This is a genomic window from Streptomyces sp. NPDC057682 (assembly GCF_042799575.1).
GTDB lineage: Bacteria > Actinomycetota > Actinomycetes > Streptomycetales > Streptomycetaceae > Streptomyces.
Window position 1 is genome coordinate 203,927 of sequence record NZ_JBHVIN010000006.1, and the last position, 21,968, is coordinate 225,894.

The window sequence follows — 21,968 nt, forward strand, 5'->3', positions numbered from 1 at the left end:
CCGCTCAGCGGGCGCGGCCCCACGGTGCCCGGCGCGCCGCACGCAGGGCCCACGCCCGGCGGAGGCCGGTGAGCCGGTCGGTGTAGACGGTGCCGTCGAGATGGTCGCACTCGTGCTGGAGGCAGCGGGCGAAGAACCCGGTTCCGGCGATCCGCACCGGCTCCCCCCGCACGTCCACCCCCTCCACGACCGCGTGGTCGAAGCGCGGGGTGCCCGCCTCGATGCCCGGAAGCGACAGACAGCCCTCCGCCCCCCGCACGGTCACACCGTCCGCCTCGACCAGCACCGGATTGACTACGTGTCCCAGATGGCGCACGTCCTCGTCGTCGGGGCAGTCGAAGACGAAGACCCGGAGCCCCGCTCCGACCTGGTTGGCGGCGAGGCCCACACCCCGTGCCGCGTACATGGTCGCGAACATGTCCTCGACCAGCCGGGCGAGTTCGGGGCCGAAGTCCGTCACCGGCTCGCAGACGGCGTGGAGCACCGGGTCGCCGAACAGGCTCATGGCCCGGACGGCACCGGAGCTGCCGGGGATGGGGCGCTTGCGCATGACCGTCATCGTACGTTCCGCGGCCGGGGCGGCCCGCGGGGGTCCGAAGGCCCGGTTTCCCCTGCCAGGGGGCGGCCACCGCACGCCGCCCCGGGCCCCGGGCCGGGCGCGCGCCGGAGCGCTCGGTCCGGTGGCGGCCGCACGGGTTCCCGGGCGCAAATGCGGCCGGATGGCGCCTGTCGTCACTTACCCTGCTCTGACCTGGGTCTTTACCGGATGAGGGAGTTCGGAGCGGGGCGCGGGCCGGGCGGCGCGCGGAAGCACGGAATTCGGTGCGGTGCCGCCGTGCCGCGCTCGCACTGGACATCGATAGGCTGGACGCGGACCGATGCAAGGAGGATCTAGGACGATGGCAGGCAACACGGAGCCGTTGTCGCCGCGGGCCAAGCTGGCCGTGACGGCGGGCAAGGCCGCTGCGGCGGTGTCGCGGGCGGCCGGGCGGGGCAGCGGATCGGTGATCGGCGGCCGGGTGGCGCTCAAGCTCGACCCCGACCTGCTCGGGCGGCTGGCGCAGCACCTGGATGTGGTCCTCGTGTCGGCGACGAACGGCAAGACGACGACCACCCGGCTGATCGCCGAGGCGCTCAGGGCCGCGGGCCCGGTGGTGTCCAACGCGCTGGGCGCCAACATGCCGGCGGGCATCACCTCGGCGCTGGCCGGTGGTTCGGACGCGCAGTACGGCGTGATCGAGGTCGACGAGAAGTACCTGGCCGGTGTGGCCCGGGACACGACCCCCAAGGTGATCGCGCTGCTCAATCTCTCCCGCGACCAGCTGGACCGGGCCGCTGAGACCCGGATGCTGGCCGAGAAGTGGCGGGAGGGGCTGTCCGGTTCGAAGGCGGTGATCGTCGCCAACGCGGACGACCCGCTGATCGTCTGGGCGGCGTCCTCCTCGCCCAACGTGGTGTGGGTCGCGGCCGGCCAGGCGTGGAAGGACGACGCCTGGTCGTGCCCCTCGTGCGGCGGTGTGATGCAGCGCCCCGGCGACGACTGGTTCTGCGGCGAGTGCGGATTCCGCAGGCCGCCGCCGAGCTGGGTGCTGCACGGCGACCACGTCCTGGACCCGCACGGTTCGGCGTGGCCCATCCACCTGCAGCTGCCCGGCCGGGCGAACAAGGCGAACGCCACCAGTTCCGCCGCCGTGGCCGCCGTCTTCGGTGTGCCGCCGCAGGTCGCCCTGGAGCGGATGTACCAGGTGCAGGCCGTCGCCGGCCGCTACGACGTGGTGAACTTCCTCGGCCGCGACCTGCGGCTGCTGCTGGCGAAGAACCCGGCCGGCTGGCTGGAGACCTTCTCCCTGATCGATCCGCCGCCCACCCCGGTGATCCTCTCCGTCAACGCGCGCGGCGCCGACGGCACGGACACCTCGTGGCTGTGGGACGTGGACTACACCCAGCTCGCGGGCCATCCGATCTTCGTGCTGGGCGACCGCAAGCTGGACCTGGCGGTCCGGCTGGAGGTCGCGAACCTGAACTTCCGGGTCTGCGAGAACCTCGACGAGGCGGTCCAGCAGGCACCGCCGGGACGCATCGAGGTCATCGCCAACTACACCGCCTTCCAGGATCTGCGCCGTCGTGTCGGCAACTGACCCCGGCCCCGCGCGGAGAGGACGAAGCATGAGCAACAACGGTCTGCGCCTGGTGTGGGTCTACCCGGACCTGCTGAGCACCTACGGCGACCAGGGCAACGCCCTCGTGGTGGAGCGCCGCGCCCGTCAGCGCGGTCTCGACGTGTCGCGCGTCGACGTGCGCAGCGACCAGCCGGTCCCCACGTCCGGCGACATCTATCTGATCGGCGGCGGCGAGGACCGTCCGCAGCGGCTGGCGGCGGAGCGGCTGCGCCGCGACGGCGGTCTCAGCCGGGCCGCGGCCAACGGCGCGATCATCTTCTCGGTCTGCGCCGGGTACCAGATCCTGGGCCACGAGTTCATCAACGACCTCGGTGAGCGCGAGCAGGGACTGGGTCTCCTCGACGTCGTCTCCACCCGGGGCGAGGGCGCGCGGTGCGTCGGCGACGTCCTCGCGGACATCGACCCGCACCTCGGGCTGCCGCCGCTGACCGGGTTCGAGAACCACCAGGGCGTCACCCATCTCGGGCCGACGGCACGGCCGTTCGCGCAGGTCCGGTTCGGCCGGGGCAACGGCACGGGCGACGGCACCGAGGGCGCGTACAACGACACCGTCTTCGGCACGTACATGCACGGTCCGGTGATGGCGCGCAACCCGCTCATCGCGGATCTGCTGCTGAAGCTGGCCCTCGATGTGAACGCGCTCCCGCCCACCGACGACCGGTGGTACGAGGCGCTGCGCGCCGAGCGGATCGCCGCCGCCACACAGCCCGCCTGATGAGGCACTTTTCGCTCAGCTGAGCGGAGTCCAGCAGGCGGACGCCCGGTTCGGTCCCGCCACCCTGCGCCGGTAGGGTGGCGGGGATCCAACCGGACGACGTGGTCCGGTCGTCGGCCCACGTTGCAAAGGTTTCCCGGGCAATGCGAATTGGTGTGCTCACCTCCGGCGGCGACTGCCCCGGCCTCAATGCCGTCATCCGTTCCGTCGTCCACCGCGCTGTGGTCGACCACGGCGACGAGGTCATCGGCTTCCACGACGGGTGGCGGGGCCTCCTCGAATGCGACTACCGCAAGCTCGACCTGGACGCGGTCGGCGGCATCCTGGCCCGCGGTGGCACGATCCTCGGCTCCTCCCGGGTCCAGCCCGCGCATCTGCGCGGCGGTGTCGAGACGGCCCGGGGCCATGTCGCCGACCTGGGGCTCGACGCGATCATCCCGATCGGCGGCGAGGGCACGCTGAAGGCGGCCAACCTGCTGTCGGAGGCGGGCCTGCCGATCGTGGGCGTGCCGAAGACGATCGACAACGACATCGCGTCCACGGACGTGACCTTCGGTTTCGACACGGCGGTGGGCGTGGCCACCGAGGCGCTGGACCGGCTGAAGACCACCGCCGAGTCGCACCAGCGCGTCATGATCGTCGAGGTCATGGGCCGCCACACCGGCTGGATAGCACTGCACTCGGGCATGGCGGCCGGCGCGCACGCCATCGTCGTCCCCGAGCGCCCCTTCGACATCGACGAGCTGACCGAGCTGGTCGGCCGGCGCTTCTCGGCCGGCAAGAAGTTCGCGATCGTCGTGGTCGCGGAGGGCGCCAAGCCCCGCGAGGGCTCCATGGAGTTCCAGTCCGGTGTGACGGACGTCTACGGGCACGAGCGGTTCGCCGGGGTGGCGACCCAGCTCTCCGTCGAGCTGGAGCAGCGTCTCGGCAAGGAGGCGCGTCCGGTGATCCTCGGCCATGTGCAGCGCGGCGGCACCCCCACCGCGTACGACCGGGTCCTCGCGACCCGCTTCGGCTGGCACGCGGTCGAGGCGGCGCACCGCGGCGAGTTCGGCATGATGACGGCGCTGCGCGGCACGGACATCACGATGGTGCCGCTCGCCACGGCCGTGGAGACCCTGAAGACGGTCCCCGCCGCTCGCTACTCCGAGGCCGAGTGCGTGCTCTGAGCGACGCCACGCCCCGAGACCGCCCCCGGCCGCGAACGCGGCCGGGGGCGGTTCTACTCTGGTCGGGACAACCGGCACGAAACGGGGACGTCCGGACGCCCCCATCGGGAGTGAACAGATGGATCACAGCGGGCACGGCATGAACATGGATCTGCCGCCGTTCACGCTGGGACGCGGACTCCAGTTCTCCGCGGACCCGTTCTTCCTGATCGGCTGCGTCCTCGCGGTGGCCCTGTACGGCTACGCGGTGGTGCGGCTGCGCAGGCGCGGGGACGCGTGGCCGGTCAACCGGACCGTGTTCTTCGTCGTCGGGGTGCTGACCGTCGCGCTGGTGACCTGCACCGGGCTGAACGACTACGGCATGGTCATGTTCAGCGTGCACATGGTCCAGCACATGGTGATCAGCATGCTGTCGCCGATCCTGCTGCTGCTGGGCGCGCCCGTGACGCTCGCGCTGCGCGCGCTGCCGGTCGCGGGGCGCCGCGGGGGCACGGGTCCGCGCGAGCTGCTCCTCAAGCTGCTGCACAGCCGGTACATGAAGGTGATCACGCATCCGGTGTTCACCATCCCGCTCTTCATCGCCAGCCTGTACGCGCTGTACTTCACTCCGCTCTTCGACTACCTGATGGGGTCGACGGCCGGGCACATCGCGATGATGGTGCACTTCCTGGCGGTGGGGCTGGTCTTCTTCTGGCCGATCATGGGCATCGACCCGGGGCCGCACCGGCCGGGTTATCTGATGCGGATGCTGGAGCTGTTCGCGGGCATGCCGTTCCACGCCTTCTTCGGGATCGCGCTGATGATGGCGAGCGAGCCCATGGTGGAGGCGTACGAGAATCCCCCGGCCTCGCTGGGCATCGACGTCCTGTCCGACCAGAACGCGGCGGGCGGCATCGCCTGGGCGTTCAGCGAGATCCCTTCGGTGCTGGTCCTGGTGGCCCTGGTGTTCCAGTGGTACCGCTCGGAACAGCGGACGGCGAAGCGCTCGGACCGTGCCGCGGACCGGGACGGCGACCAGGAGCTCCAGGCCTACAACGCGTATCTCGCCTCCTTGCAGACCCGCGGACAGTAGCGGCCGGGGCACCTTCGGGGTGACGATGGCATCCACGGCCGCGCAGGACCGAGGAGGGTGCGCGCATGTCGGGATCCACGAAGACAATGGGAGTGCTCACGGTGGGTGCTCTGGTGGCGGTCACCGCGTACACGGTCGCCCTGGGCAGCAACGGCTGGCTGTGGTTCGGCTGGGTGGTGCTCGGGCTGATCACCATGGGAATGGCCGCGACCCGCGAGACGTAGGCCGACCGGGCGGGGCGGCCCCCGTGACGCGTCCAGGACGGTGACGACCGGGGACACACGCCGGGCGCCTGCCCGGCCGCGGACGCGCCCGCGGCTACTGTTCGGGCCACAGCGCCGCCACCGGGGCGGACCGGTCCGACCTGGGAGTCCACGGTGGCCGACCGACGACGAGCCGCGGCAGTGACGGCGGTGCTGCTGGCCGCCGCGCTCGCGGGATGTTCCGGCAACTCCGACAGCGGCGGTCCGCCCACGCCGGCGCCCTCGTCCGGGGCGACGGTCACGACGGCCTCCGGTCCGCTCGGCACCATCCTGGTCGACGGGCAGGGGCGGACGCTCTACCTCTGGGAGGCGGACACCTCCGCCCGCTCGACGTGCACCGGCGACTGCGCGAAGGCGTGGCCGCCGCTGACCGTCTCCGGGAAGCCCACGGCGGGCGCGGGCGTCGACGCCGCCCTGCTGGGCACCACGAAGCGCGCGGACGGCAGCACACAGATCACCTTCCACCGCCATCCGCTGTACCGCTTCGGGGGCGACACCGGCGCCGGCGAGACCAACGGACAGGGCTCGACGGCGTTCGGCGCCGCCTGGTACGTGCTCGACGCCTCGGGGAACCGGGTCACGACGCCCGCCCCGTCCGCCTCCTCCTCGGTGCCGGGCGGGGGGTACTGACCGGTGCGGTGGTCCCCGTTCCCCCTGCGGGTCCGTCTCGCCGTGGCCGTCGTGGTGGGCTGTGCGACCGTCCTCGCGGGCTGTTCCGGCGGCGGGGGCGGCGCCTCCCCCTCCGCCACGTCGTCGGCCACGCCTTCGGCGGACGGCGGTGCCATGATCACGATCGAGGATTTCGCGTTCCGTCCGGCCGCGTCGAGCGTCGCCCCGGGCTCGCGGGTGACCGTGATCAACAAGGACGCGACCGTCCACACGGTGACGGCGACGGACGGAACCTCCTTCGACACGGGCGAGGTGAAGCCGGGACAAAAGGTCACCTTCACCGCACCGTCGCGGCCGGGCGCGTATCCGTACATCTGCACCATCCATCCGACGATGCGCGGCACCCTCACGGTCCGCTGAGACCGTCCGGGGAGCGCTTTCCCGTACCGGCCCGCCGCACCGGGGCAAGCGCTGTCGCCGCCGCCGGTCCGGGCTCCGGGTCCGAAGACGGGGCCTCGCGCGAGGGTCACTCTCCGTCGACAGGTGTACACCACGTGGCACGCATCGGGGCGCCTCTGCCGCGCGGCGACCGCAGCGCGCCCCCGCTGCGCACCCAGCGGATTTCGCGGCGCGGAGCGCACGCCGATCAGACGGAGGGCGACGCGCGCCCGGCCGTCGCATCACGGGCGGGGCGTCACGGAGGGTAGGCGGCCACGCTCCCGCGTCGATGCGGCCGAGGGGGTCCCGGACGGACTGCGCACGGGGGTCGGCACACCCGCCGGACGACGACCCGCACCTCTCGCCCCGGAGCGCCGCGCGGCCGGTTCCGGGAGCCGGCTCCTCCGACGGATCACGTCCGCGTGACGCCCCCCGGACGCCGGACCGTTCGAGGTGTGGCCGAGTTAACGCGCCTGTAAGGCAGTTGTGATTTAAGTCTTGACAGGTGCCCATCACCACGCCACCTTGGGAGCGCTCCCACAATCAAGACTTGCACACTTCACTCCCCTCCCTTCTCCCCCAACACCGGGCGGCGAAAGGGGCGTTACGGGGCGCTGCCGCGCTCCCCGTGATGCTCCGTGCTGCCCGGCCGAGGAAGGCGTTTGTCATGAGCTTGGTGAACCGCCGCAGACGCAGCCGCGCCGTGGGGCTCCCGGCCCTCCTGGCCGGGGCCCTCGCCCTCGCCCTCGCCACCACCCTGGCGGGCGGGCCCGCGACCGCCGCGCAGCAGAGCACATTGCATGAACTCGCCGCCGCCCAGGGCAAGTACTTCGGCTCCGCCACCGACAATCCGGAGCTGCCGGACGCCGCCTACGCGGCCACCCTGGGATCCGAGTTCGGCCAGATCACCCCCGGCAACTCCATGAAGTGGGACACCACCGAACCGGCCCGGGGCCAGTTCAACTTCGCCAAGGGCGATGTGATCACCGACTTCGCGCAGCAGCACGGCCAGATCGTGCGCGGGCACACCCTCGTCTGGCACAGCCAGCTGCCCGGCTGGGTCGGCGCGCTGCCGTCGGACCAGGTGGAGACCGCGATGACGGACCACATCACCGCCGAGGCCACGCACTACCGGGGCGCGGTCGCGGCCTGGGACGTGGTGAACGAGATGTTCAACGAGGACGGCACGTACCGCACGAGCCCGTTCTACACGGCCATGGGCAAGGACTACATCGCCACCGCCCTGCGGGCCGCGCACGCGGCGGACCCGGACGCCAAGCTGTACCTCAACGACTACAACGTCGAGGGGCTCGGCGCGAAGAGCGACGCCATGTACGCCCTGGCCAAGGAGCTGCTGGCCGACGGCGTGCCGCTCGACGGGATCGGGATGCAGGCGCACCTGGCCGTGCAGTACGGCTTCCCGTACCGGATGCAGGCCAATATGGAGCGGTTCGCCGCCCTGGGTCTCGATGTGGCCGTGACCGAGCTCGACGTCCGGATGCAGTTGCCGGCCGATGCCACGAAGGTCGCCTCGCAGTCCTCGTACTACGCCCAGGTCGTCGACGCCTGTCTGGCCGTCCGGCGCTGTGTCGGCATCACCGTCTGGGACTACACCGACAAGTACTCCTGGGTCCCGGACACGTTCCCCGGTGAGGGCGCGGCCAATCTGTACGACGAGAACCTCCAGCCGAAGCCCGCGCTCGCCTCGGTGCGCGCCGCGCTCGGCGCGGAGGACGGCGGCGGGGACCCCGGTGAGCCCGGTGAGCCCGGCACGCTGAAGGCGCTGTACCGCAGCAGCGACTCCTCGGCGACGGACAACCAGATCAAGCCCGGTCTCCAACTCGTGAACACCGGCGGCACCGCGGTCGCCCTCTCCGATGTAACCGTCCGGTACTGGTTCAGCTCCGAGAGCGGCGCCGCCACGTACCGCACCTGGTGCGACTGGTCGCCCCTCGGCTGCGGCACCGTGACCCACCGGGTCGCCGCCGCGGGCACCCCGGCGGCCGGCGCGGACCACTACCTGGAGGTGGGCTTCGGCAGCGGATCGCTCGCGCCCGGTGCCTCGACCGGTGAGATCCAGCTGCGCCTCAACAAGACGGACTGGTCGAACTTCGACGAGAGCGACGACTACAGCCACTCCACCGGCACCACCTACTCGGACGCCGACAGGATCGCCGTCTACGTCGGCGGCGAGCTGGTCTGGGGCGTCGAGCCCTGACCGCCGGCCGCTCCGGCCCGCACCGCTTCCCTCCGCACGACTTCCCCGCTCGTTCCGCCGCGCGTCGCGCGCAGCCCCCGTCCCCCTTTCCCACACCCTCCCTCCCCCACCGACACCCGCCACTGGAGGATTTGTGTCGATATCACGTAGAACGTTCAGCAGTGCACTGGGCGGCAGTCTCCTCGCCATGGGCATGGTCCAGGGCACCGCCGTCGCCGAACCGGCGTCCAGGGCCGCGGCCGGCACCGGCGCCCGCGCGGCCGCCGCGGACGACCCGTACACCCAGGCGTTCCTCACCCAGTACGCCAAGATCAAGGCACCCGCCAACGGCTACTTCAGCCCGGACGGACTCCCCTACCACTCGGTCGAGACCCTGATGGTGGAGGCGCCCGACCACGGCCACCAGACCACCTCGGAGGCGGTCAGCTTCTGGATGTGGCTGGAGGCGGCGTACGGCAGGGTGACCGGCGACTGGGCGCCGTTCAACGCGGCCTGGGCGGTCGCCGAGAAGACGATCATCCCCCAGCACGTGGACCAGGCGTCCGCCGACTCCTACAACCCCTCCTCGCCGGCCACCTACGCGCCGGAGCACCCGCTGCCCAGCGGCTACCCCTCCGCACTGGACGGCACGGTCGCGGTCGGCTCCGACCCGCTCGCCACCGAACTCGCCGCGTCCTACGGGACGATGGACGTCTACGGCATGCACTGGCTGATGGACCTGGACAACGTCTACGGGTACGGCAACAAGCCGGGCACCGGGGACGAGGCCGGACCGGGAGCGGGCGCCTCGTACATCAACACCTACCAGCGCGGTTCGCAGGAATCGGTGTGGGAGACGGTCCCGCAGCCCACCACCGACCTCTTCAAGTACGGCGGCACCAACGGCTATCTGGACCTGTTCGTCGGGGACAAGAGCTACGCCAAGCAGTGGAAGTACACCAACGCGCCGGACGCCGACGCCCGCGCGGTGCAGGCTGCCTACTGGGCGTACCGCTGGGCCACGGCCCAGGGCAAGGCGGGCGATGTCGCGGCCTCGGTGGCGAAGGCCGCCAAGATGGGCGACTACCTGCGTTACGCGATGTTCGACAAGTACTTCAAGCGGATCGGCGACTGCACCGACCCGGCGTCCTGCCCGGCGGCCTCGGGCCGCGACTCCCAGCACTACCTGCTGTCCTGGTACTACGCCTGGGGCGGTGCCGCGGGCGGGAGCGGCGGCGGCTGGGCCTGGCGCATCGGTGACGGCGCCTCGCACCAGGGCTACCAGAACCCGCTGGCCGCGTGGGCGCTGGCCAACGTGCCCTCACTGACCCCCAAGTCCGCCACGGCCCGGGGCGACTGGTCCAAGAGCCTGACCCGGCAGCTGGAGTTCCTGACCTGGCTCCAGTCGAGCGAGGGCGCCTTCGCGGGCGGCTGCACCAACAGCTGGGAGGGCAGCTACTCCGAGCCCCCGGCCGGCACCCCCACCTTCTACGGGATGGCGTACGACTGGCAGCCGGTCTACCACGACCCGCCGAGCAACAACTGGTTCGGCTTCCAGGCCTGGGGCATGGAGCGGCTCGCGGCCTACTACCACGAGACCGGCAACGCCAGTGCCGAGGCCATCCTGTCCAAGTGGGTCGCCTGGGCCTCGTCCGAGACGACGGTGGGCTCCGACGGCAGCTTCCGCTTCCCGTCGACCCTCAACTGGACCGGTCAGCCCGACACCTGGAACGCGGCCAGCCCCGGGAAGAACGCCGGACTGCACGTCTCGGTCGTGGACTACGCCAACGACGTCGGTGTGGGCGCGGCGTACGTCAAGACGCTGACGTACTACGCCGCGAAGTCGGGTGACGCGGACGCCGCCGCGCTGGCCAAGGCGCTGCTGGACGCGATGGCGCTCAACGCCACCGACAAGGGCATCTCGGTGCCGGAGACCCGCAAGGACTACAACCGGTTCGAGGACGAGGTCTACATCCCGGCCGGCTGGTCCGGGAAGATGCCCAACGGCGACCCGATCGCGCCCGGCGCGACCTTCATCGGCATCCGCAGCTGGTACAAGGACGACCCGGACTGGCCGAAGGTGCAGGCCTATCTGGACGGCGGGGCCGCCCCCACGTTCACGTACCACCGGTTCTGGGCGCAGGCGGCGCTCGCGCTGGCCTTCGCGATCTACGCGGAGCTGCTGGTCGACGGCGGCGGGGAGCCGGGCGGGGACACCGAGCCGCCGACGGCCCCGGCCGGGCTGTCGGTGACCGGGACGACGAGCGACAGCGTGTCGCTGTCCTGGTCGGCGTCGACGGACAACGTCGCGGTCACCGGCTACGACGTCTACCGCAACGGGGTGCTGGCCGGGAACGCCACCGGACGCACGTTCACCGACTCCGGGCTCGCCGCGTCGACCGAGTACAGCTACGCGGTCGCGGCGCGGGACGCGGGCGGCAACACCTCCGCGCTGTCGGACGCGGTCACGGCCACCACGAAGTCCGGGGGTTCGACCGGCACCGGCGCGGTGAAGGTCCAGTACAAGAACACGGACTCCTCCGCGACGGACAACCAGATCCGGCTCGGCCTCCAGCTCCTGAACACGGGCAGCGCCCCGATCGACCTGTCGACGGTCAAGCTGCGCTACTGGTTCAGCTCGGACGGCGGCCCGAGCACCTTCGGGACCTACTGCGACTACGCGGTGCTCGGTTCGTCCACCATCACCCACACGGTGGTCGCGGCGTCGGGCGGAAAGGCGGGCGCGGACCGCTATCTGGAGGTCGGCTTCACCGGAGGGGCCGGCTCGCTGGCCGCCGGAGCCTCCACGGGTGAGATCCAGCTGCGGCTCAACAAGAGCGACTGGTCGAACTTCAACGAGGCCGACGACTACAGCCGGGCCACCAACACGGCCTACGCGGACGCCTCCAAGGTCGGCGCCTATGTCGCGGGATCCCTGGCCTGGGGCGTCGAACCGTGACCGGCCGAAGACTGCCGGCCCTGGCCGGGGCGGCCGCCGCCCTGGTCCTGGCCGCCGCGTCGATGCTCACCGGGGCCCCGGCCGCCTCCGCGGCGCCGGTCACCGACTGCACCCCCTGGGGCACCACCGAACTGCGGGGCGGGGAGTACCTCTACCAGCAGAACGAGTGGAACTCCGACGCCCGGCAGTGCGTGAGCGTCGACCCGCAGACCGGCGCCTGGTCCGTCACCGAATCGTCGTTCTCGCTGCCGACGAACGGCGCGCCCGCCACGTACCCGTCCAGCTACAAGGGCTGTCACTGGGGGCTGTGCACGACGGACAGCGGACTGCCGCTCCGTGTCGACCAGCTGGGCAGCGTGCGGACCGACTGGTCGACGACCCAGGTGGCGTCCGGCGCGTACAACGTCTCGATGGACATCTGGTTCAACTCGGCGCCGGTCACCGACGACCAGCCGGACGGCACCGAGGTGATGATCTGGATGAACCACCGGGGCGGGGTGCAGCCGATCGGTTCGCGCACCGCGACGGTCCAGCTCGACGGCCGCAACTGGGACGTGTGGACCGGTCCGGGCGCCTCCGGCTGGAAGGTCATCTCGTACGTCCTCCAGGGCGGCGCCACCGAACTGAACGACTTCGACGTCAAGGGTCTGATCGACGACGGTGTCGGCCGGGGTCAGATCGATCCGGCGCACTATCTGATCGACGCCGAGGCCGGGTTCGAGATCTGGCAGGGCGGTCAGGGCCTCGGGATGAACCGGTTCGCCTTCGAGGCGAGCACGGAGTCCGGCGGAGGCGGCGGGGACACCACCGCGCCGTCGGTGCCGGCGGGACTGGCCGTGTCCAGCACGACCGGCAGCTCCGTCTCGCTGTCCTGGACGGCGTCGACGGACGACACGGCGGTCACCGCGTACGACGTGTACCGCGACGGCGTCAGGGCCGGATCCTCGGCCACGACCTCGTACACCGACTCGGGGCTGAACGCCTCGACCGCCTACCGCTACACGGTCAGGGCGCGGGACGCGGCCGGGAACGCCTCGGCGGACTCGGCGGCGGTCACCGCGACCACCTCGGCCGGCGGCGGCGGACCGGCCGGGACGCTCAAGGCGCAGTACAAGAACAATGACGCCTCCCCGGGCGACAACCAGATCAGGCCGGGACTCCAGCTGGTGAACACCGGAACGACGCCCGTCGACCTGAGCACGGTCACCCTGCGCTACTGGTTCTCGGGCGAGTCCGGCCCGGACTCGTACGGCACCGCGTGCGACTACGCGGTCGTCGGCTGCGGCACCGTCACGCACCGGGTGGTGCGGGCCGGTTCCGCCGCACCGGGCGCCGACCACTACCTGGAGGTCGGATTCACCGGGGGCACGCTGGCCCCGGGGGCCTCCACCGGCGAGCTGCAGCTCCGGTTCAACAAGGCGGACTGGTCGGCCTTCGACGAGACCGACGACTACAGCCGGGGCACCAACACGGCCTTCGCGGACGCCGCGAGGACCGGGGTGTACGTCAACGGCACCCTGGCCTCCGGCACCGCTCCCTGACCGGCTGCCACACGGCAGCACCGATGAACTCCCGGTGGCGGGCCTTTCACTCACCCCGCTGCGCCCGCCATCGGGGAACCACCGCCGTCCTCACGGCCGCACCACGGACCGCCGTCCCCGCTGACGGCGACCCGGGGGGCGCCCCTCCGGCCGGGCCGCGACCACGGCCCCGGCCTACGGGACGCCCCGAGGGGGCCCCCGCCCCCTGGTATCACCCCCACGACCCGTCTGCGGGGATCTTCCGCAGGCGTACGAGAGGAGCACGGACCCGCAATGAGTACCAGAGGCACGATCACGCACGGCCTGCGACGGAGGCTCGCCGCAGTCTCCGCCCTGGCCCTGGGCGCGGCGATGGCCGTGGCCCTGCCCGCCACCAGCGCTTCGGCGGCCGCACGGGTCGACAACCCCTACGTGGGCGCCAAGGCATACGTGAACCCGGACTGGTCCGCTCTCGCGGCGGCCGAGCCGGGCGGCGCGGCCATCGCGAACACTCCCGCCTTCGTCTGGATGGACCGCATCGCGGCCATCGAGGGCACGGAGGGGAAGAGGAGCCTGCGCGATCACCTGGACACCGCCCTCGCGCAGGGCGCGAACCTGTTCCAGGTCGTCATCTACGACCTGCCGGGACGCGACTGTGCCGCGCTGGCGTCCCACGGCGAGCTCGGCCCCACGGAGCTCGACCGGTACAAGAACGAATACATCGACCCGATCTCCGAGATCCTCGCCGACCCGGCCTACGCCGACCTGCGCATCGTCACCATCATCGAGCCCGACTCGCTGCCGAACCTCGTCACCAACGCGGGCGGCACGGCCGGTTCGACCGAGGACTGCGCCACGATGAAGGCGAACGGCAACTACGAGAAGGGCGTGGGCTACGCCCTCCACACCCTGGGTGCCATTCCCAACGTCTACAACTACATCGACGCCGCCCACCACGGCTGGCTGGGCTGGGACAGCAACATGGCCCCGGCCGGCCTGGAGTTCAAGAAGGCCGCCACCTCCGAGGGCGCCACGGTGAACGACGTCTCCGGGTTCATCGTGAACACGGCCAACTACTCGGCTCTCAAGGAGCCGAACATCAAGATCACCGACTCGGTGAACGGCACCACGGTGCGCCAGTCCAAGTGGGTCGACTGGAACTACTACGTCGACGAGCTGACGTTCGCCCAGGCGCTGCGCACCCAGCTGGTGGGCCAGGGCTTCAACTCGAACATCGGGATGCTGATCGACACCGCCCGCAACGGCTGGGGCGGGGCCGACCGGCCCACCTCCGCCGGCCCGCTGACGAGCGTGGACGACTACGTCAACGGCGGTCGCGTCGACCGTCGCATCCACGCCGGCAACTGGTGCAACCAGACCGGCGCCGGCATCGGTGAGCGGCCCACCTCCGCCCCCGAGCCCGGGATCGACGCCTACGTGTGGGCGAAGCCCCCGGGGGAGTCGGACGGCAACAGCGAGCCCGAGGACAACGACGAGGGCAAGGGCTTCGACCGGATGTGCGACCCCACGTACACCGGTAACGGCCGCAACGGCAACAGCATGTCCGGTGCACTGCCGAACGCCCCGGTCGCGGGCCACTGGTTCTCCGCGCAGTTCCAGGAGCTCGTGAAGAACGCCTACCCGCCGATCGACGGCAGCGGCAACCCGGGCGGCGGTGACGACGACACCCAGGCGCCGACCGCGCCGACCGGGGTGACCGCGACCGCCAAGACCAGCGGCAGCGTCTCGCTCTCCTGGACGGCGTCGACCGACGACACCGGGGTGACCGGGTACGACGTGTACCGCGACGGCGTCAAGGTCGGCTCCTCGGCCACGACCTCGTACACCGACTCGGGCCTGAGCGCCTCGACCGCGTACAGCTACACGGTCAAGGCGAAGGACGCGGCCGGGAACGTCTCGGCGGCCTCCGCCGCGCTGTCCGTCACCACCTCCGCGGGCGGCGGCACCGGCACGGGCGCGCTGAAGGTCCAGTACAAGAACACCGACTCCTCGGCGACCGACAACCAGATCCGCATGGGTCTCCAGCTGGTCAACACCGGGTCGTCCCCGGTGGACCTGTCCACGGTGAAGGTGCGCTACTGGTTCACCCCCGAGGCCGGTGCCTCCACCTTCGGCACCGCGTGCGACTACGCGGTGATCGGCTGCGGCAACGTGACGCTCGGCGTCAAGTCCAACGGCTCGGCGGCCGGTGCCAGCCACTACCTGGAGGTCGGCTTCGGCAGCGGCACCCTGGCGGCCGGTGCCTCGACGGGTGAGATCCAGCTGCGGATGAACAAGAGCGACTGGTCGAACTTCAACGAGGCCGACGACTACAGCCGGGCCACCAACACCGGCTACGCGGACGCGTCGAAGATCGGTCTGTACACCGCGGGCGCCCTCTCCTGGGGCACCGCTCCCTGATCCCGCGGTCCGGCCCCCGTCACCGTCCTGACGCGGTGAGGGGGGCCGGCCCCGGAACCGTCGAACGGGACCGCCCCCTGCCGGAACTCCGGCAGAGGGCGGTCCCGTGTGCGCGGGGTGGGGTCAGGCGGTCCGGCCCGGGTCCTCCCAGGGCCAGACGGCGTCGCGCCCGGCCTCGATCATCGGGATCATGCGGAAGGCCTGGTCGGTGAGGCCGCCGAAGGTGTGCCGCCGGTCCTGTCCGGACGGGGCGTGACCGGCCGCGTACCCGGCGAGGTTCCAGGTGTACATCGGGGTCCGCGCCGGGACGGCGTCGGTGACCTCCCGCGCGTCGTGCCCGGCCTGCTCGTCGGTGACGACGACGACGCGGTCGTGGCCCCGGAACGTCGCGCGGAGCGCCGGAGCCGTGTCGGTGCCCCCGCCGAGGAACCAGCCGCCCTCACGCCATCTGCGGACGTCCCCGAGGAGCGATCCGCCGGGGGCCGGGACGAACGGCCTGACCAGCTCGCGCGGCGGGTCGTTCCAGGTGCGGCGGGCGGACGAGAACGAGACCACGTCGGCCCGCTCGCACCGGCGGCCGAGCGCGATGCCGAAGAGGGCGGCGGCGTCCCAGCGCATCAGGGTGCCGTCGCGGCTGAACCCCTCGTTCATCGAGGACGACGTGTCGACCAGGACCAGGGTGCGGCCGGGCAGGCGCGGCACCCCGGAGAGCGAGGCGCCGAGCGCCTTCTCCAGGGCGTGGCCCCAGCGCAGCGAGGGGGCCGCGTTGAAGGCGGAGTAGAAGCGCAGCGGCAGCTGACGGGAGCGGGCGACCCGGTCCGGGTCGGCGATCCGCTCGGCGACGCGCGCGGCCACCTCGTCGTCGACCCCGGCCTCGTCGAAGTTCCGCAGATTACGCAGCAGCGCCATGTACCCCATGGACGGGATGACCGCTTCCCAGGCGCGGGCGTCCATCGGTCCCTGGAGCCACCCGGCCAGCGCCTCCCACGTCATGCCGGCGGCGCGCAGCCGCTCCGCCGCGCCGGGGGCGGTCAGCAGGGTCCGGCGTTCGGCGACGGGGACGCGCGCCAGGGCGTCGCGGGCCCGCAGCATGCCGAGCCGCTCGGGGATCGCGGTGTCCCGCTTCCCGCGCCGGTCGAGGGCGTGCCGGAACAGCTCGCCCTGCCAGGGACGGTCGGCCGCCGGGGACGGGTGGACGAGGTTGAGGACGTCGCCGAAGCGGAAGGCGTGGGCGGGGGTGTCGTAGGCGAGCAGGGCCCGCTCGTCATAGAGGCGGCGCACCGCGTCCGCAACACCGCGCTTCACGGGCTTGGGAAGGGCGCGGCCGTGGACGGACGTCCAGTGGCCCAGCATCTCGCCGGGCTCGTCGGCGCGCTGGAGCACCGCGTCGACGACCTGGCGGGAGTGGCCGGGGGCCTGTCGCTCCAGGCGGGCGGCGGTGAACTCGGCAGCGCCCACCAGGGCGGCGGTGCGCAGATGTGCCTCGCCGCGCAGCCAGGTGAGCAGCCGGCCCGTCCAGACCGGGTCCTCGACGGCGAGGGTGCGGACGAGCCGCGCGTAACGGTCGTCGCGGCGTTCGGCCCGCTCGTAGAAGGTGTCCTCTCCGGCGATGTGCGTCACCGCGAGCAGGAACAGCTCGGACCGCGGGTCGCGGAGGTGGCCGTCGCCGCCCTGCGCGGTCCGGGTGCGCGCGCCGGTCGAGCGCACGGGTGAGGTGGGCACGCGGCGGCGCGCCCGGTTGAAGCGGGACATGGTGAGAAACCCCTCGCACGGAGGGAAAGCCCAGCGTCCGGGGTGCCCGAGATCGAGGTCGGTGACGGAGACGAAGTGCTCTGGGCCGCTGAGCTACCGCCGACCCGGGGGCCGGTGGCCGGGATTCGAACCCGGGTCTTTCTCTTGACAGGAGAAGTATCCGTCGCCTGCGCACCGGGCACCCCGGCGCTGTGCCTCCCGAGATCAGGTGGGATCCGCCGGTTCTTTGCGAGAAGGAGGCGGGTCCCGTGCACCGGGAGGTGCCGTACACGCGGCGCCGCTCCCGCCGGGTCGTACGGACCCCGGTGGTGCGGCGGCGGCCGCGACGCCAACTCTAGGCAGCGGTGTTCGACTTGTGCACGCCAATTTCGCCGGGGCGTCGACGGGACGGAGGGGACGGAAGCGTCACAGCGGACCGGTGGGGTCCGATTCGCGTACTTCGGCCGTCCAGGGGGAACAACACCTCTACGAGGACAGCGCGCCCTCAGGAGCGCCCGCGCGCTGGGCCGCCTTCCGTACCGCCGCTCCTCGGAGGAGTACTCCGATGACCACCACGCTCACGGCCCTTCCGGCCACGCACCGCGACCGTCTGCTGAGCCTCGCCGCGGACGTCCGGTTCCCCGCGGCGCAGCGCCTCTTCGAGGAGGGCGCGGTCGCCGACCGCTTCTGGATCCTCAGGACGGGGACGGTGACGCTGGACGCCCGGCTGCCGCACCGCCGCAACGCCGAGATCGCGACGCTTCAGCCGGGTGATCTGGTCGGCCTGTCCTGGCTCTTCCCTCCGTACGCGTGGGAGCTGGGCGCGGAGACGCTGAGTCCGGTGCGCGCCCATGCCTTCGACGCGGCGCGGGTGCGCGAGGCGTGCACGGCGGACCCCGCGTTCGGCTACGCGATCAGCCAGTGGGTGGGCGGGATTCTCGCCGGCCGGCTGCAGGCGACCAGGAGCAGGTTGCTGGAACTGTACGAATCGGCGGTACACGCCTGACCGGCCGCCGATCCGTGCACCTACACTGAGCGCCCTGAAAACCAGCGGTGACGAGCACGAACGCGCTCCGCGGGACGGTTCGCCGCACGAGGGAGAAACCGGGTGTTCTACAACCTGTTCAAGTACGTCGTCATCGGTCCGCTGCTGCGGCTGCTCTTCCGCCCCGTCATCGAGGGCGCCGAGCATCTTCCGGAGGAGGGCGCGGCGATCGTCGCCGGCAACCATCTGTCGTTCTCGGACCACTTCCTGATGCCGGCGATCCTCAAGCGGAGGATCACCTTCCTGGCGAAGGCGGAGTACTTCACCGGCCCGGGGGTGAAGGGCAGGCTCACCGCGGCGTTCTTCCGCTCCATCGGCCAGATCCCGGTGGACCGTTCGGGCAAGGAGGCCGGGCAGGCCGCCATCGACGCGGGGCTCGCCGTGCTCGGGCGGGGCGAGCTGCTGGGCATCTACCCCGAGGGCACCCGCTCGCACGACGGGCGGCTCTACAAGGGCAAGGTGGGGGTCGCGGTGATGGCGATCAGGGCCGGGGTGCCGGTGATTCCGTGCGCGATGGTCGGCACCTTCGAGATCCAGCCGCCCGGCAAGGCGCTCCCCAGCATCAAGCAGGTCACCATCCGCTTCGGCGAGCCCCTGGACTTCAGCCGCTACGCCGGTCTGGAGAACCAGAAGGCGGCGATCCGCGCGGTGACCGACGAGATCATGTACGCCATCCTGAACCTGTCCGGCCAGGAGTACGTCGACGACTACGCGGCCAAGGTGAAGGCGGCCGAACAGCAGGCGGGCGGAGGGAAGTTCCCCGGCCGCCGAAGCTGACAGCGGAATCGCGGACGGCGAAACGGGCTGGTCCCGGCCGTTCGCCGGCGCCTAGCGTGCGGTCCATGAGCAAGGGACACGCATGGGTGTTGGGAGCGACGGGCCAGGTCGGGCGTGTGGCGGTGCGCGCGCTCGCCGAGGACGGCTGGGAGGTGACGGCGGCCTCGCGCGGCGGTGGCCGTGACGAGGGCTGGGACGCGGGGGTGCGGACGGTCGCCCTGGACCGGGACGAGGAGGGCGCGCTCGCCGCGGCCCTCGGCGACGGCTGCGACGTGCTGGTGGACATGGTCGCCTACGGCGGACCGCACGCCCGTCAGCTGACCGGGCTGTCGGACCGGATCGGATCGGCCGTCGTCGTCTCCAGCGGCGCGGTGTACGTGGACGACCGGGGCAAGGGCTTCGACACGCAGAGCGAGCCGGACGGCGCGGCCCGCTATCCGGTGCCGATGCCGGAGAGCCAGGACACGGTCGCGCCGGGCGACGACACGTACGCGACGCGGAAGATCCGTCTGGAGCGGGACCTGCTGGCTGCGGGCGCGTCCCTGCCGGTGACGCTGCTGCGGGCGGGCGCGATCCACGGCCCGCACTGCCGCACCCCGCGTGAGCTGTACTTCGTCAAGCGCGCGCTGGACGGCCGCACGCGCCGGGTGCTGGCGTACGGCGGGACCTCGCGGTTCCACCCGGTGCACTCCTCCAACATGGCGGAGCTGATCCGGCTGGCCGCGCTGAGACCGGGGTCCCGTGTGCTCAACGCCGCCGATCCGCAGGCACCCACGGTCGCGGAGATCGGTGACGCGGTGGACCGGGTGCTGGGCAGGACCACGACGACCGTGCTGATGCCGGGGGCGGTCACCCCGGAGGGCGTGGGCGCCACGCCGTGGACCGCGCCGCACCCGATCGTCTACGACATGACGGCCGCCGAACGGGAGCTGGGGTACCGCCCGGTGACCGGGTACGAGGAGTCGCTTCCGGAGACCGTGGCCTGGATGGTCGAGCGGCTGGCGGGGCGGACGTGGCAGGAGGCGTATCCCGCGATGGTCCGCTCCTACGGCGACGCGCTCTTCCGGTACGCGGCGGAGGACGCCTGGCTGGAGGCGCACGACCGGGGCGAGCACGCCGCGGTCTGAGCCCGGGGACAGGGACGGGGACGCGGACGGGCGGCCGGTGCACCACCGGCCGCCCGTCCCGTTCGGTGCTCCGTTACGGCTTCGGCGTGGCGTGCGGGGTGCACGTCACATCGCTGCGGTCGGTCCGCCCGGTGAGCAGATAGGTGTCCACCCGCTCGTTGATGCACGGGTTGACCAGGTTGGTGACGCCGTGCGAACCGGCGCCGTCCTCGGTGACGAGACGCGAGCCCCTGAAGCGCTTGTGCAGCTCGACGGCCCCCTCGTACGGGGTGGCGGCGTCCCGCGTGGACTGGACGATCAGCACGGGCGGCAGGCCCCTGCCGGTGCGGACGTCCAGCGGGTTCTGCTGCTTGGCGGACCAGGTCGCGCAGGGCAGGTTCATCCAGGCGTTGGCCCAGGTCATGAACGGGTAGTCGCGGTGCAGCCGGGTGTTGTCCCGGTCCCAGGTCCGCCAGTTGGTGGGCCACTTGGCGTCCGCGCACTCGACCGCCGTGTACACGGCGTTGCTGTTCTCGGCGCGGATGTTGCCCGCGGTGTCCGAGAGGTCGGGCGCGGCGGCGTCCACGAGTGCCTGGGTGTCACCGGCCCGGTAAGCGCTCCAGGTCCGGGCGATGGGCACCCAGGTGGAGTCGTAGTACGGGGCGCTCTGGAAGAAGCCGATGAGCTCGGCCGGGCCGAGGACCCCGCCGATCGGGTTCTTCTTGGCCGAGGCACGCAGCTTGAGCCACTCCTGCTCGACCTTCTGCGCGGTGTCGCCGATGTGGAAGGTGGCGTCGTTGGCGGCGACCCAGGTCTTCCAGTCGCCCCAGCGCTTCTCGAAGGCGATGTCCTGGTTGAGGTTGGCCTGGTACCAGATGTTGTCCCGCGCCGGATTGACGACGCTGTCCACGACCATGCGCCGGACGTGGGACGGGAAGAGCGTGCCGTACACCGCACCGAGGTAGGTGCCGTAGGAGACGCCCAGGTAGTTGAGCTTCTTCTCGCCCAGCGCGGCGCGGATGACGTCCAGGTCGCGCGCGGTGTTGGGGGTCGTCATGTGCGGCAGCATCGCGCCGCTGCGCTCGGCGCAGCCGTCCGCGTACGCGGCGGCGAGCTTGCGCTGGGCGCGCTTGTCGGCCTCGGAGTCGGGGACCGGGTCGGCCTTGGGCGCCTTCACGAATTCCTGCGGGTCGATGCAGGAGATGGGCGCGGAGTGGCCGACACCGCGGGGGTCGAAGCCCACGAAGTCGTAGGCCTTCGCGGTCTTGGCCCAGAGCGGGCTGTTGGTGGCGACGCGCTTGGGGAACGCCATGCCGGAGCCGCCGGGGCCGCCGGGGTTGTAGATCAGGGCGCCCTGGCGTTCGGCGGCGGTGCCGGTGGAGCGGTGGCGGTCGACGGCGAGCTTGATCTGCTTGCCGTGGGGCTTGGCGTAGTCGAGCGGGACGGTGACCCATCCGCACTGGATCGGTGCGGCGATGGCCCAGTCGGCCGGGCAGTCCGTCCAGTCGATGCCCGCCCTGGCCGCGCGTGCCGCGGCGAGTTGGACGCCGCGGGCCTCGGTGTTGTTGCCCGGGTGCCCTTCGGCCGTGGCCGCCGGCGCGGATATCGCGCCCGCTATGAGCATCCCCGCGATCAGAGCGCCGGCCGAGCCGAGCGCTGCGGTGCGTCTCACGTGGAACCTCCCCCCATCAGAAGCGCCTTCGGGTGCGGCGCTGTTCGGTTGGTGCCTCTCGCGGATCCTGTCGTCTGCGGGGCCGCCGGGAACA

General features: G+C 71.9%; 17 protein-coding genes and 1 tRNA gene. 14 read left to right on the forward strand and 4 right to left on the reverse strand.

The window, feature by feature from the left end:
* Positions 1–4: 4 nt before the first annotated feature.
* Positions 5–559: a peptide deformylase gene (gene def / locus ACFVDM_RS12985; RefSeq protein WP_383637297.1), complete on the reverse strand. Its 555-nt coding sequence runs from the start codon at positions 557–559 to the stop codon at positions 5–7.
* A 340-nt stretch (positions 560–899) separates the two neighbouring features.
* Between def and ACFVDM_RS12990 the strand changes: the two genes are divergently transcribed.
* From ACFVDM_RS12990 to ACFVDM_RS13040, 11 genes are all read left to right on the forward strand, one after another.
* Positions 900–2,138, forward strand: coding sequence for a MurT ligase domain-containing protein (locus tag ACFVDM_RS12990; protein ID WP_383637300.1), 1,239 nt, complete (start codon positions 900–902; stop codon positions 2,136–2,138).
* 28 nt (positions 2,139–2,166) lie between these two features.
* Positions 2,167–2,895: a type 1 glutamine amidotransferase gene (locus tag ACFVDM_RS12995; RefSeq protein ID WP_383637303.1), complete on the forward strand. Its 729-nt coding sequence runs from the start codon at positions 2,167–2,169 to the stop codon at positions 2,893–2,895.
* A 143-nt stretch (positions 2,896–3,038) separates the two neighbouring features.
* A complete protein-coding gene (locus tag ACFVDM_RS13000; protein WP_383637306.1) occupies positions 3,039–4,064 on the forward strand; it encodes a 6-phosphofructokinase in 1,026 nt (341 codons plus the stop codon).
* Between the two features lie 118 nt (positions 4,065–4,182).
* Positions 4,183–5,136, forward strand: a complete 954-nt coding sequence (locus ACFVDM_RS13005) for a cytochrome c oxidase assembly protein (protein ID WP_383637309.1) — start codon at positions 4,183–4,185, stop codon at positions 5,134–5,136.
* A gap of 65 nt (positions 5,137–5,201) precedes the next feature.
* Positions 5,202–5,360, forward strand: a complete 159-nt coding sequence (locus ACFVDM_RS13010) for a hypothetical protein (RefSeq protein ID WP_383637312.1) — start codon at positions 5,202–5,204, stop codon at positions 5,358–5,360.
* A gap of 153 nt (positions 5,361–5,513) precedes the next feature.
* Positions 5,514–6,029, forward strand: coding sequence for a hypothetical protein (locus ACFVDM_RS13015; protein WP_383637315.1), 516 nt, complete (start codon positions 5,514–5,516; stop codon positions 6,027–6,029).
* A 3-nt stretch (positions 6,030–6,032) separates the two neighbouring features.
* The gene (locus ACFVDM_RS13020) at positions 6,033–6,428 is read left to right on the forward strand and encodes a cupredoxin domain-containing protein (protein WP_383637318.1); all 396 of its coding nucleotides are present in this window, start codon (positions 6,033–6,035) and stop codon (positions 6,426–6,428) included.
* Positions 6,429–7,113: 685 nt separating this feature from the next.
* Positions 7,114–8,664, forward strand: coding sequence for an endo-1,4-beta-xylanase (locus ACFVDM_RS13025; RefSeq protein WP_383637321.1), 1,551 nt, complete (start codon positions 7,114–7,116; stop codon positions 8,662–8,664).
* Between the two features lie 187 nt (positions 8,665–8,851).
* Entirely contained in the window at positions 8,852–11,602 is a 2,751-nt protein-coding gene (locus ACFVDM_RS13030) for a glycoside hydrolase family 48 protein (protein ID WP_383638016.1), read from the forward strand.
* A complete protein-coding gene (locus tag ACFVDM_RS13035) occupies positions 11,599–13,143 on the forward strand; it encodes a cellulose binding domain-containing protein (RefSeq protein ID WP_383637324.1) in 1,545 nt (514 codons plus the stop codon). The genes ACFVDM_RS13030 and ACFVDM_RS13035 overlap by 4 nt, the downstream gene beginning before the upstream one ends.
* Positions 13,144–13,416: 273 nt before the next feature.
* Positions 13,417–15,543 (forward strand): glycoside hydrolase family 6 protein, encoded by a 2,127-nt coding sequence (locus ACFVDM_RS13040; protein WP_383637327.1) that lies wholly within the window; start codon positions 13,417–13,419, stop codon positions 15,541–15,543.
* A gap of 123 nt (positions 15,544–15,666) precedes the next feature.
* On the opposite strand, the gene ACFVDM_RS13045 is transcribed toward ACFVDM_RS13040, so the two are convergent.
* Both ACFVDM_RS13045 and ACFVDM_RS13050 read right to left on the reverse strand, forming a co-directional pair.
* On the reverse strand, positions 15,667–17,295 hold the full coding sequence (locus ACFVDM_RS13045; RefSeq protein ID WP_383637329.1) for a TROVE domain-containing protein: 1,629 nt from the start codon (positions 17,293–17,295) through the stop codon (positions 15,667–15,669).
* A 109-nt stretch (positions 17,296–17,404) separates the two neighbouring features.
* Positions 17,405–17,483: transfer RNA gene (locus ACFVDM_RS13050), tRNA-Ser, on the reverse strand.
* A gap of 356 nt (positions 17,484–17,839) precedes the next feature.
* On the opposite strand from ACFVDM_RS13050, the gene ACFVDM_RS13055 reads away from it, so the two are divergent.
* The 3 genes from ACFVDM_RS13055 (at position 17,840) to ACFVDM_RS13065 (ending at position 20,223) form a co-directional block, all read left to right on the forward strand.
* The gene (locus tag ACFVDM_RS13055; protein ID WP_383637332.1) at positions 17,840–18,280 is read left to right on the forward strand and encodes a Crp/Fnr family transcriptional regulator; all 441 of its coding nucleotides are present in this window, start codon (positions 17,840–17,842) and stop codon (positions 18,278–18,280) included.
* Between the two features lie 102 nt (positions 18,281–18,382).
* Positions 18,383–19,096: a lysophospholipid acyltransferase family protein gene (locus tag ACFVDM_RS13060; protein WP_383637335.1), complete on the forward strand. Its 714-nt coding sequence runs from the start codon at positions 18,383–18,385 to the stop codon at positions 19,094–19,096.
* 65 nt (positions 19,097–19,161) lie between these two features.
* The gene (locus ACFVDM_RS13065) at positions 19,162–20,223 is read left to right on the forward strand and encodes an NAD-dependent epimerase/dehydratase family protein (protein ID WP_383637337.1); all 1,062 of its coding nucleotides are present in this window, start codon (positions 19,162–19,164) and stop codon (positions 20,221–20,223) included.
* A gap of 73 nt (positions 20,224–20,296) precedes the next feature.
* Here the strand turns inward: ACFVDM_RS13065 and ACFVDM_RS13070 are convergent, their stop codons facing one another.
* Positions 20,297–21,826 (reverse strand): alpha/beta hydrolase, encoded by a 1,530-nt coding sequence (locus ACFVDM_RS13070; protein ID WP_383638019.1) that lies wholly within the window; start codon positions 21,824–21,826, stop codon positions 20,297–20,299.
* Positions 21,827–21,968: the final 142 nt, after the last annotated feature.